At 50.8% G+C, this 12,239-nt stretch carries 11 protein-coding genes; 7 read left to right on the top strand and 4 right to left on the bottom strand.

From position 1 onward, the window contains the following. Positions 1–3: 3 nt before the first annotated feature. A complete protein-coding gene (locus tag IPM52_05805; protein ID MBK9291120.1) occupies positions 4–537 on the bottom strand; it encodes a hypothetical protein in 534 nt (177 codons plus the stop codon). Between the two features lie 133 nt (positions 538–670). Here IPM52_05805 and IPM52_05800 point away from each other — a divergent pair, with 133 nt between their 5' ends. Then, complete coding sequence (locus IPM52_05800; GenBank protein MBK9291119.1) at positions 671–1,435, top strand: MBL fold metallo-hydrolase; 765 nt, start codon at positions 671–673, stop codon at positions 1,433–1,435. Between the two features lie 31 nt (positions 1,436–1,466). Here the strand turns inward: IPM52_05800 and IPM52_05795 are convergent, their stop codons facing one another. Then, the gene (locus tag IPM52_05795) at positions 1,467–1,904 is read right to left on the bottom strand and encodes an Hsp20/alpha crystallin family protein (GenBank protein MBK9291118.1); all 438 of its coding nucleotides are present in this window, start codon (positions 1,902–1,904) and stop codon (positions 1,467–1,469) included. Positions 1,905–2,169: 265 nt separating this feature from the next. On the opposite strand from IPM52_05795, the gene IPM52_05790 reads away from it, so the two are divergent. After that, positions 2,170–2,973 (top strand): cobalamin-binding protein, encoded by an 804-nt coding sequence (locus IPM52_05790; GenBank protein MBK9291117.1) that lies wholly within the window; start codon positions 2,170–2,172, stop codon positions 2,971–2,973. Here the strand turns inward: IPM52_05790 and IPM52_05785 are convergent. Further along, positions 2,970–3,380 carry a YjbQ family protein gene (locus IPM52_05785; protein ID MBK9291116.1) on the bottom strand — a complete coding sequence of 137 codons (411 nt, stop codon included), beginning with the start codon at positions 3,378–3,380 and terminating at the stop codon, positions 2,970–2,972. The two genes, IPM52_05790 and IPM52_05785, sit on opposite strands and share 4 nt — an antisense overlap. A gap of 60 nt (positions 3,381–3,440) precedes the next feature. Continuing rightward, the gene (locus tag IPM52_05780) at positions 3,441–4,778 is read right to left on the bottom strand and encodes a citrate (Si)-synthase (protein ID MBK9291115.1); all 1,338 of its coding nucleotides are present in this window, start codon (positions 4,776–4,778) and stop codon (positions 3,441–3,443) included. Positions 4,779–5,179: 401 nt separating this feature from the next. Between IPM52_05780 and IPM52_05775 the strand changes: the two genes are divergently transcribed. From IPM52_05775 to IPM52_05755, 5 genes are all read left to right on the top strand, one after another. Next, entirely contained in the window at positions 5,180–5,641 is a 462-nt protein-coding gene (locus IPM52_05775; GenBank protein ID MBK9291114.1) for a PspC domain-containing protein, read from the top strand. Between the two features lie 5 nt (positions 5,642–5,646). Continuing rightward, positions 5,647–6,570, top strand: a complete 924-nt coding sequence (locus IPM52_05770; protein MBK9291113.1) for a hypothetical protein — start codon at positions 5,647–5,649, stop codon at positions 6,568–6,570. Between the two features lie 88 nt (positions 6,571–6,658). Then, a complete protein-coding gene (locus tag IPM52_05765) occupies positions 6,659–7,570 on the top strand; it encodes a J domain-containing protein (protein MBK9291112.1) in 912 nt (303 codons plus the stop codon). A 164-nt stretch (positions 7,571–7,734) separates the two neighbouring features. Beyond that, positions 7,735–10,056: a TonB-dependent receptor gene (locus IPM52_05760; protein ID MBK9291111.1), complete on the top strand. Its 2,322-nt coding sequence runs from the start codon at positions 7,735–7,737 to the stop codon at positions 10,054–10,056. Positions 10,057–10,079: 23 nt separating this feature from the next. Continuing rightward, positions 10,080–12,194: a S9 family peptidase gene (locus IPM52_05755; GenBank protein ID MBK9291110.1), complete on the top strand. Its 2,115-nt coding sequence runs from the start codon at positions 10,080–10,082 to the stop codon at positions 12,192–12,194. Positions 12,195–12,239: the final 45 nt, after the last annotated feature.

The following is a 12,239-nucleotide window of genomic DNA, read 5'->3' as shown; positions in this document are numbered from 1 at the left end:
TGATTACACACTTTTTCCTGTGAGCGACTTCAGGTAGGTATTAACGGTTTCAATAAAGTCTTCAGTTTTCATATCGTGTTCCGGGGTGATGAGCGGGTTGTAAAGTGGCAGCCCGTGCGGGTTGAACATCCCGCATTTCAGCCCTGCTTTGATGTTTGCGGCCACCAAATGCAGCATATCGGACGAGCTGAAGTCGCAATTGATCAGCACCGGGGCACTCACGCCTGCAAGTGCGGAATTAAACGCCTTGCTCAGGCTGCCCCAGAGGGTCAGGTTGTTTTTGCCTGCCTCGATGAGCATTCGATGTTCGTCGCGCAGCACGGTGAGCTTTTTTTCGTTGTTTTGGTTGACCAACACCAGCTTCTGTGCCTGGGGATATTTTGCGTACAAATGGTTGAGCAGTTCGACAGCTTCTTTTCCTGTCAGGTTTGTCAGCAATATCAGCCCGGTTGTTTCGTCGAGCGTCAGGAGTGACGGCGGACGCTGATGCTGGATGCTGTTTTTTATCTTACGACGCAAGAAAAAGCTCAGTGCCATAGTTGGCAAATGTTTGGCGGTAAAATTACAGCTTTTCGCCCATGCAAGGTTTCAGGTGGGATGGATATTTAAGTGAGGCACGCACAGACCCAATCAGGGATGGAAATGCTAATTTTGCGCCAAATTGAGCACATTGAAGGTTACTATACTTGGCAGCGGCACTTCGCAAGGCGTGCCGGTAATCGGATGCAGGTGCGAAGTATGTTTGTCAACGGATGAGCGCGACAAGCGCCTTCGCTCAAGCATTATGGTCGAACAGGGCCGCACCCGCCTGGTGGTTGATGCAGGTCCCGATTTCAGGCAACAGATGCTCCGGGCAGGGGTGCGCACGCTCGACGCCATCCTGATTTCGCACACCCATAAAGATCACATTGCCGGACTCGACGATGTGCGCTCATTCAACTACCTGATGAAACGCCCCATGACGGTGTATGCCTCCGGCAACGACCAGCAGGCCATCAGGCAGGAATTCAGTTATGCCTTTTCGGAGCATCCTTATCCGGGAGTGCCCGAATTCGATATGCAAGAGCTTACGGTCCAACCGTTTATGGTTGGCGATATCCTTGTCGAACCCTTTGTGGTGATGCATCACCGGCTGCCGGTATTTGGTTTCAGGTTTGGCAAGCTGGCCTATATCACCGATGTAAGCTATATACCCGACGAAACTTTCCAAAAGCTCAAAGGGGTAAGCTTGCTCATCATTGATGCATTGCGCAAGGAAAAACACATCTCGCATTTCTCACTGCCCGAGGCCATCGAAGCTGCCCGGCGCATTGGTGCCCAAACCACCTGGTTTACCCACGTGAGTCACCTGATGGGTAAATTTGCCAGTGTGCAGGCCATGCTGCCCAAAGGCATGTATCTTGCATACGACGGCATGGTGGTGGAATACGAATAAAAAAACCGCCCTGAGGCGGTTCTTTTATTCCTTATTGAATTTCAATCTGTTTTGCCGGCTTGGGTTTGGCTTCTTCGCGTTTGGGGATCACCACCCTCAGGATGCCATCGCTGTAAGTGGCTTTGATCTTGTCGTTGTCCACAGTGTTGGGCAAGGTAAACGACCGGCTGAACGACTGATAGCTGAATTCGCGACGGGTAAACCTTTCGCCTTCTTTGTGCTCGCGTTCATCTTTCTTCTCGCACGAAACAGTAAGCACATCGCGGTCGAGCTGTACCTTGAAGTCCGATTTCTGCAGACCCGGAGCAGCCATTTCCACTTCATAGTGGTCATCGGTTTCCAGAATGTTTACCGATGGCATGGTGGTGTTGGTTGCCGAGAAGTTGCGATTTGCCCAGTCGAGCAACTCAGTGTCGAAAAAGCGTTCGAACAACGAAGGAAATTGCGGATTAAATCTTACTAACGACATAGCTCAATCCTCCTTTCTTTTGTTTGTTGTTTTTGCTTTCGCTCCTCAATTGGCAAATTGTATGCCAGCGCAGGAGGGAAGTTGTTATGCAAAAGTCGTGGTACAGCCAGGCTGTTGATTTTTAATTCGTTGCAACAACAGAACTCGAAATGGCTGATCAGATTTTTAGTCAGGATTAGGAATATTGCTGCCAAAAAATCATATTTTCGGCGATAAAAATGAAAAAATGACATGATTTTTTAGAATTTTATCAAAATATATTGCGATGACCAGAGACCTTTATCCCCGGAAAATTCTTTGCCTAACTGAGGAGTACACCGAAATCCTGTGTTTGCTGGGCCAGGAGCACCGCATTGCAGGTATCTCGGCTTATACGGTACGTCCGGAGGGTATTCGCTTGCGGAAGCCAGTGGTTTGCGATTTCACCGGGGTAAATATGGACTTGGTGCGAAGCCTGCAGCCCGACCTCATTCTGGGTTTTTCGGATGTGCAACACGAAGTGGCCAGGCAGCTCATTAAAGAAGGGTTTAATGTATTTATTTCCAATCAACGTTCTGTTTCTGAAATACTTAGCCTGGTTTGTCAGACCGGCGCATTGGTCGGAATGCAGGCAGAGGCTGAAACACTGGCCCGAAGGCTGGAAGATTCGGTACAACGGGTCAAGTCAGCCTCGGAACTTTTGCCCCGCAAACCCAGGGTGTATTTCGAGGAGTGGTATGGTCCGCTGATCAGTGGTATTCGTTGGGTTTCGGAGCTGATAGCATTTGCCGGAGGGGAAGATTGTTTTGCGCATTTGTCAGCCTCGGCTGCGGCTAAAGGCAGGGTGGTGCAGCCGGAAGAAGTTGTGGCTGCTGCTCCTGACATCATTCTGGTTTCGTGGTGCGGCAAGCGTTTCATTCCGTCGAAGCTGTACAACAGACCTGGCTGGGAGGAAATTCCTGCAGTTGCCATCAAGCAGGTGTTCGAAATCGATCCGGCCATCATATTGCAGCCTGGGCCTGCAGCACTTACGGATGGACTTCAGGCCATTGCATCCATCATCACGGCATGGGCTGGCCGGGTAAATTAGCTGATTATTGTGGCCACAATGTTTCGCGGGCCGGCATGGTTGCGGAATTCACAAAGATAGATGCCCTGCCAGGTGCCAAGGGCAAGCCTTCCATTTTTAATAGGAATTGAAAGGCTAAAGCCGATCAGGGCATTTTTGATGTGGGCCGGCATGTCATCGTCGCCTTCCAGGGTATGTGTGTATAATGGGTCGCGCTCGCGCACCAGGCGGTCGAACCAGCGCTCGAGGTCGTGCCTGACGCTGGGATCGGCATTTTCGTTTATGGTGAGTCCGGCAGAGGTGTGTTGCAGAAAAAGGTGCAGCAAGCCTTGTGGTGGCAGCTTTTCCAATTGTCTGATGATGTGATTGGTAATCAGGTGCATGCCCTGCGACATGGGCGGGAGTTTTATTTCGGTCTGGGTAATCATACGCAAGAAAAAAGCCCCGGATTTGGGTTAATCCGGAGCGTAAAGATATCAAAGCCTGTGTTATTCGTCCTGGAGGTCGTTGGTCAGGTTCTTTTCCCTGATACCAGCAATCTCCTCGAGCATTTCGGTGGTCAGCGATTTGGGGCGTTCGAGCGGATACATAAGCGCGCGGTCCCAGATCAGGTTGGCTACCACGCCAATGGCCCTTCCGATGCCAAACAGTACCGTGTAGAAGTCGTATTCAGTTACTCCATAGTGCCATTGGATTACACCTGACTGGGCATCCACATTGGGCCAGGGGTTTTTGGCTTTGCCGTGTTCTTTCAGGATGGGCGGCACTACCTTGTAGAGCAGGTCAACATAGCGGAAGATGGGGTCGTCGCTCAGATGTTTCAGGCTGAACTCCCGCTGAATCATATACCTGGGGTCGGTTTTGCGCAAAACGGCATGGCCAAATCCGGGGATGACCTGTCCGCTGTGGAGGGTGTCCCACACAAACTGGCGCATTTCATCTTCAGTGGGTACTTCGCCTCCCATCTTGTCCATCAGATCCTGCAGCCAACGAAGCACTTCCTGGTTGGCCAGCCCGTGCAACGGACCCGCAAGCCCGTTGATCATGGCAGAGGTTGAAAGGTAAACGTCAGATAATGAGCTTCCTACAAGGTGTGCGGTGTGGGCGCTCACGTTACCGCTTTCGTGATCGGCATGGATGATGAAGTGCATGCGGGCCACATCGTCATAAGGCCGTACCTTGCCCATCATGTGGGCGAAGTTTGCGCCAAAATCCAGGTTCGGATTTCCTACAATGCGCTTGCCGTCGCGATAGAGCTTGGCGTAGATATAAGTGCCTATTTCGGGCAGTTTGGCCAGCATATTCAGCCCGTCTTCGTACATAGGGTCCCAGTAATCGGTCTTGGAGATGCCGGCTTTGTATTTCTTGGCGAAGAACGATTCGCGGGCCATAGCCAGGATGGCCGACGAAAACATGGCCATCGGGTGGCTGCAGCAAGGCCAGGCATCTATCACTTCATACACATAGCGTGGCAGGATGCGCCGCTTCGAAAACTCGTCAACCAGATCATGAGCTTCGCTTTCGGTAGGTATTTCACCGGTGAGCAGCAGATAAAGCAGGCCTTCCACATAAGGCATCTCGGCATTTTTTGGTTTGGGCAACAACCTGAAAACCTCTTCAAGTGTGTAGCCACGATAACGGATGCCTTCATTGGGATCGAGGTACGAAATGTCTGTCACAAGGCATTTTATGCCACGCATTCCACCTATTACCTGCCCTATGGTAACCTTGTCCACTTCCACCTTGCCGTATTCTTCCATCAACCGCTTGGTGCGTGGACGCCATTCTTCAATCTTTTCCCTGAGAACGTTTTTCAGATTCGACATTTATATTCTTATTTGTGTTTATGTAATTCACTTGTGAATGCGATAACAAACGATTGCGCTGCATGGTTTAAAAAAAAACATCCGCGAGCTCATGTTTTAGATGCAACTGTTGCACAAAGGTTGAAACTTCTCCGGATTGCATATAGCGACGTTTGAATCTATTGTTTTGTAATATGTTGATACGTAATAAATTAAGAAAAAAGCTTGCTAGAAAATCAGTTTAAGGATCTCCAAAACTGCCCGTGCCTGATTTTGGTGATAAAAGTAAAGAAAACGCCTCAATACCGCAAAATGAAAATATGCATGCATGCTTATTTTTACATTTGTCCAAATAAGGGTCGTGGATAATTTGCAACCTTTGGCCTGGACCATTGTCATTGTGGAGTAAAATATTCTTTGCCATGAACAACCAGACAACTTTTTATCGCAGTCGCATCAACCGCATCATAGGCGGAGTTTGCGGCGGATTGTCGGAGCGGCTCAACTTTGATGTGAGCATTTTGCGCCTTATTTTCGTGTTGCTCACCCTTTTTGGAGGAGGCGGGCTGCTCATCTACATTGTGCTATGGATCATTGTACCTGAGCGACCGTGGGAGTTGCCGGGCAATTCGGCAACTGCGGACGGATCGCAGTCCGACTCTCCAAAGTATGAGCCTTACAACAAAAGCTATGAGCCTTATGCCGGACCGGATGCTTCGGGCAATAAAATGAGGTTGCTTTTGGGGGCAGGGCTCATCTTTGCCGGTATCCTGTTTCTGATGGCCAATTTCATCAGTTGGCTGAATGTGCGCGACCTGTGGCCGGTGGTGCTTATCATTACTGGTCTTGCTTTGTTATTTTCACAATATCAATCTTCAAAATAACAGCCATGAAACATCAGAATATTTTTTGGGGTGGGGTGCTTGTTGCTGCCGGAGTTTTGTTGCTGCTCAGCCGGCTGGATGTAATGAGCGTAGATTGGAGGGTTTTGGGCAAGCTATGGCCAATGTTGCTGGTATTCTGGGGCGTCAGCATTCTTCCTGTGCAAGGCACCTATAAGATTGTTGCAATACTTGTCATCGCGGCACTGTCAATCATCCTGTATGTTCAGATGCCCCAGCGCACCCCAAAGACCATCGAATATAATTACTCTTACGAATGGGACGATGAGGACAGCACGGGCATGGCTGGAGGTCAGTTGTTCACCGAACCCTGGGAAGATGGTGTGGATGATGCAACCCTCAGGCTCAATGCAGCTGCCGGCAGTTTCAGGCTTGGTGGCACCACTGGCGAGCTTATTGTCGGTCGCTCGGAGGGCAACCATGCAACCTATATATATAAGGTGGAGCGCACGGGCCGGAGTGCCTTAATAAAAATCCGGGAGGAAGGCCGCCGCAGGCAGTCGCGCACCAGGGGAAGTGAGTTTAGCATGATGTTGAACCCACAGCCACTCTGGGATTTCAAATTTGATATCGGGGCGGCCGACTTCGATTTTGACCTCACCGAATTCAAGGTTTCAAAATTGGATATTGATGCCGGAGCCTCGTCCATCAGGCTGAAAATAGGCGACAAACAGCCGGAAACCCATATCGAGATTGATGCCGGCGCCTCGTCCATCACCATTGAGATTCCGGAAAACGCCGGTTGTGTGCTTTCAGGTTCCACGGTACTCTCGAGCCGCGACCTCGAGGGATTCCAGAAAATCTCCAAAGGGAAATACCAAACCCCGGATTTCGACCAGGCTGAACAGAAAATTTTTGTCAGGGTTGATGCGGCTGTTTCGAGTTTCGAGATTCGTCGTGTGAGCCGCTGAGCTGAGCCCCCGTCCAGGCATGCCATACTGCACTGACTAATTGGCAATCAGTGTGGTATGGCATATTTTTTGATTATCTGGCTGCGCTATGGAATACAAGGATTACTATAAAATATTGGGTGTAGATAAGTCGGCCGGTGCGGAAGAGATAAAAAAGCAATACCGCAAGCTGGCCAAGCAGTACCATCCCGACCGCAATCCGGGGGATAAGGCTGCCGAGGAGCGTTTCAAGAGCATCTCGGAGGCCTACGAAGTATTGTCCGATCCGGAAAAGCGCCGCAAATACGATGAGCTCGGCACCAACTGGAAGCAGTACGAGCATGCCTATGCCAATGCCGGTCAATGGCAGCAGGCACGTCAGGGGGGCGGAGGTTTTGGTACGGATTACGAATCGTTTTTTGGCGGGAGCTCAGGCTTCAGCGATTTCTTTGAGGCCTTTTTTGGCAGTGGTTTCCAGGGGTTTGGCGAGGCACGCCGCGCCGCCCGCAAGGGCAGCAACCTGGCAGCAAACCTTCAGATTAGTCTGGAAGAGGCCTGGAATGGTACCACACGTCTCATCCGGGTAGGCGATCAAACCCTGAAGGTCCCCATCAAGCCCGGAGTGAAAGATGGTCAGGTGCTGCGGCTGAAAGGCAAGGGTTATCCGGGAACCAATGGCGGAGAGCCCGGCGACCTGCTCATCACGGTGAACATCGAACCACATGAGGTTTTCGAGCGCAAAGATGATGACCTAATTGCCGAGCTGCCTGTGGACTTTTATACAGCCGCTTTGGGTGGCAAGGTAAGTTTCAGAAGCCTGAAAGGTGAAGTAAATGTGCCTGTGCCCGAAGGCACGCAATCGGGTACGGTGCTCAGGCTCAAGGGTTTGGGTATGCCAATGGCCGGCACAGAAGGCAAGCATGGCAACCTGCTGCTTAAGGTCAGGATAGTATTGCCCGACAACCTCAGTGCGCAGGAAAAACAATTGCTGGCGCAAGCCCGCAACCTCAGGCGGGGCTAATGCCGCAAACTTATCTGGCCCGTCCAGTGAATGATTGGAAGGCCTCAGAGGCAAGATTCTTTTTTGTTTCTTTGCACGGCGATTGACGGCGGGGAGGAATCAAAATTCCTCCTCGCTTGTTACATCGTAAAGTTTCGTGTATCTTTTCCAATCCGACCTGCAACATGTCCCAAAGGTTTTATTCACTCCTTATAGTTTTCATTCTCTCGGCTATTCTCGCCAACGCACAGGATGCCTCGATCCGTGGGTTTGTATATGAAGCAAAGACGGGCGAACCTGTGGTGTTTTCGAATGTTTATCTCGAAAAAACCACATACGGAGCTTCAACCGATGTCAACGGATATTTCAACATTACCCGCATCCCTCCAGGGAAATATACGCTATTGGTGACCTATCTGGGTTACGACACCATCCGGTTAGAGGTGACCCTGCGCAAAGGCGATATAATCAACAAAAAATTCAACCTCAACGAGTCGGCCGTCAGTCTGGGAACGGTAAACGTAACTGCAGAGCGTATTGAGGCGCTTACCGAGACCAAGACCTCAGTGATCAACCTTACTCCAAAAACCCTGAAACGGTTGCCATCCATTGGCGGTCAGGCCGACCTGGCCCAGTATATGCAGGTGATACCAGGTGTAGTTTTCACTGGCGACCAGGGGGGGCAGCTTTACATCCGGGGCGGCTCGCCTATCCAGAACAAGGTATTGCTTGATGGGATGATTGTGTACAACCCCTTTCACTCCATCGGGCTTTTCTCGGTGTTCGACACCGACATCATCCGAAATGCCGAGGTATTTACCGGTGGTTTTTCGGCCGACTATGGCGGACGCATCAGCTCGGTGATGGATATTACTACCCGCGATGGCAACCGCAACCGGCTGGCCGGCAAAGCCAGCGCCAGCACCTTTGGTTCGCGTCTGCTGCTCGAAGGCCCCATTGTAAAAGCCAAAACCAACGATGGCACCAGCGCCTCGTTTCTTGTTACCGCTAAAAACTCTTACTTGCGGCAAACCAGCCAAAGCATTTACAGTTACATTGACCCCAATGGTCTGCCTTTCAACTTTTTCGACTTGTACGGGAAAGCCTCCATCAATGCGGCCAACGGAAGCAAGATCAACTTTTTCGGCTTCAGCTTCAACGACGAGGTGAAAAACTACAAGGCCTTGTCCGATTTTGGGTGGAAGTCGTTTGGCGGTGGTTCCGATTTTCTGATCATTCCCGGAAAATCGCCCGTGCTTATCGAGGGCAACCTGGCCTATTCCACCTACGATGCCCGTTTTGTCGAGCAATCAGCTCCGGAGCGCTCAAGCTCCATCGACGGTTTTAACATGGGATTCCACTTTACCTATTTCCTGGGCAAAGACCTTGTGAAATACGGGATCGAGATCCTGGGCTTTAAAACCGAGTTCAACTTTACCAATGGCGTCGGAAGACTTATCCAGCAAATCGAAAACACCACCGAGCTTGCAGGTTATGTGCGCTACAAAGGCAACTTCGAAAAGCTCATCTTCGAGCCCAGCCTCAGGATACACTGGTATGCTTCGCTTGCCAATATCTCGCCTGAACCACGTCTTTCGGCCAAATATATCATCAACGACCATCTGCGGCTGAAGATGGCTGCCGGACGTTACTCGCAAAACCTGATTGCAGCAAACAGCGACCGCGATGTGGTCAACCTGTTTTATGGATTTCTGTCAGGCCCCGACAACCTGCCCAAAAAATTCGACGGCAGGGAAGTGACCACCAAGCTGCAGAAGGCCGACCACATCATCATGGGTCTGGAAGCCGACCTGACCAATAAGTTGAACCTCAACCTCGAAGGTTATCTAAAAAACTTCGGACAGCTGACCAACCTCAACCGCAACAAACTGTACGACGAATCTACGGCTCCTTTTACAGTTCCGGATATCCTGAAGAAAGACTTTATCATCGAAAAAGGCAAGGCCTACGGTGCTGACCTTGCCCTGAAATACGAGACCAAAAACCTGTATGTCTGGGCGGTATATTCATTAGGTTTTGTGAATAAGACCTTCGAAGAGCGCCCGGGTCAGTTATATACCTATCGTCCACACTACGACCGCAGGCACAATACCAACCTGGTGCTGAGCTACACCGCCGGTAGCAAAAAAGAGTGGGAGATTGGCACCCGCTGGAACTTTGGCAGTGGATTCCCTTTCACTCAGGTGCAGGGTTTTTATGAGTACCTGCCCTTTACCGGAGGCATCAACGACGATTACATCCGTCGCAACGGCGAGCTGGGCATTATTTATGCCGAGCTGAACAAAGGACAGCTGCCCACCTATCACCGGCTCGATTTCGATGCCAAACGCCGGTTCTACTTCAGCGAAAACACCGAGCTGGAAATCAACTTCAGCATCACCAACCTATACAACCGCAAAAACGTATTCTACGTGGATCAGGTTACCAATCAGGTGGTGCGGCAACTGCCCCTCATGCCCAGCCTTGGTATGACGCTAAGTTTCTGATGATCAGCCAAAAACCTTGAAATATGAAACAACCATTTTACCTGGCCCTCATCCTCTTTTTGATGACCGGATCGTGCAAACAACCCAAAGAAACTATGAAACCTCCTGTAGCCAAGCAAGTTGCGAAGGAACTGACTATTCACGGCCATACCCGAATCGATCCCTACTACTGGCTCAACGAACGGGATGCAGCCGAGGTGATTGCTTACCTTGAAGCCGAAAACGCCTACACCGACCATGTGATGGCACCCACTGTACAGCTTCAGGAAAAGCTTTACAACGAGATGTTTTCGCGCATTCAGCAGACCGACATGAGTGTGCCGTTCAAACTGAATGGCTATGAGTACTACACGCGGTTTGAGGAGGGCAAGGAGTATCCGATCTATTGCCGCAGGGCCGATAAAGAGGGCGCTGCGGAGGAGGTGATGCTCGATGGCAACAAAATGGCCGAAGGCAAAGCTTATTTTCAGATCGGCGGATGGTCGGTGAGCCACGACAACAACCTGCTTGCATATGCAGTGGATACCGTAAGTCGTCGCCAGTACACCTTATATGTGAAAAACCTGAACACGGGAGAGGTGCTGGCCGACGCCATTCCGAATACCTCGGGCAACATGGCGTGGAGCAACGACAATAAAACCTTGTATTACAGCATCAAAGACGAAACCCTGAGGCCTTACAAAATCATGAAGCACCGGCTTGGAGAGGCGGCAACAGCTGACCAGACTGTGTTTCACGAGGCCGATCCCACCTTTAATGTGTTTGTTTTCAAGACCAAGTCGATGGATTATATCCTTATCGGGTCGGAAAGCACAGTTTCGTCGGAATACCGTTTTCAGCCTGCCGCCGAGCCGGACGTAGCGTTCAAAGTGGTTCAGCCCCGCAGGCGCGACCTGCTCTACAGCGTGGATCATTATGGCGACTTTTTCTACATCCGCACCAACCACGAAGCACGCAACTTCAGGCTGATGCGCACCCCTGTCGGGAAGACTACCCTCGAAAACTGGAAGGAAGTGATTGCCCATCGCGATGATGTGTTGTTTGAAGACTTCGACATATTTGCCAATTACATGGCTGTGGTGGAGCGCAAAAACGGGCTCAACAACATCCGCATCATCGGCTGGAATTCGGGCGAGGATTACTACATTCAGTTCGACGAACAGGCATGGCTGGCCTACCTGGGCACCAATATGGAGTTCAATACCGACAAGCTGCGCTACAGCTATATGTCGCTCGTAACTCCGAATACGGTGTACGAATACGACATGAAAACCCGTGAGCGCAAGCTGCTTAAGCAGCAGGAAGTACTTGGGGGATACAATCCTGAGGAATATGCATCGGAGCGCTTCTTTATACCCTCGCACGACGGGGTGATGGTGCCGGTGTCGCTCGTGTACAAAAAATCGCTGTTCCGCCACGACGGTAGCAATCCGATGGTGCTCTATGGTTATGGGTCGTATGGCGCAAGCATGGATACTTATTTCAGTTCGTCGCGCCTGAGCCTGCTCGACCGGGGCTTTGTATGGGCCATTGCGCACATTCGCGGAGGTCAGGAGATGGGCCGCCACTGGTATGAAGATGGTAAGTTGCTGAACAAGAAGAATACTTTCCTCGACTTTATTGCCGCCGGCGATTACCTGGTAAAAGAAAAGTACACTTCCACCGATCGCCTCTTTGCCATGGGCGGCTCGGCAGGAGGTCTGCTGGTAGGTGCGGTGATGAACATGCGTCCCGACCTTTGGAAAGGTGTTGTAGCTCAGGTGCCATTCGTGGATGTGGTGACAACCATGCTCGACGAATCCATCCCCCTTACCACGGGCGAATACGACGAATGGGGCAATCCCAACGATCCGGTTTATTACGAATACATGCTTTCCTATTCGCCTTACGACAACGTGGAAGCCAAAGATTATCCCGCCTTGCTCGTAACCACCGGTTACCACGACAGCCAGGTGCAATACTGGGAACCTGCCAAATGGGTGGCCAAACTGCGTGCAACGAAAACCGACAACAACACCCTTTTGCTCAAGACGGAGATGGACTATGGGCATGGAGGTGCTTCGGGACGTTTTCAGGCGCTCAAAGAGCAGGCGCTCATCTTTGCCTTTATGCTCAAAGAACTGGGGATGAAGAATTAAAACTTAAACCTGGTTTGATAAATGGAAAAGCCTGTTGATTTTGCT

It is taken from the genome of Bacteroidota bacterium (genome assembly GCA_016715945.1).
Classification (GTDB): Bacteria; Bacteroidota; Bacteroidia; order Bacteroidales; family F082; genus JALNZU01.
This window is presented reverse-complemented; position numbering and strand designations above follow the sequence as displayed.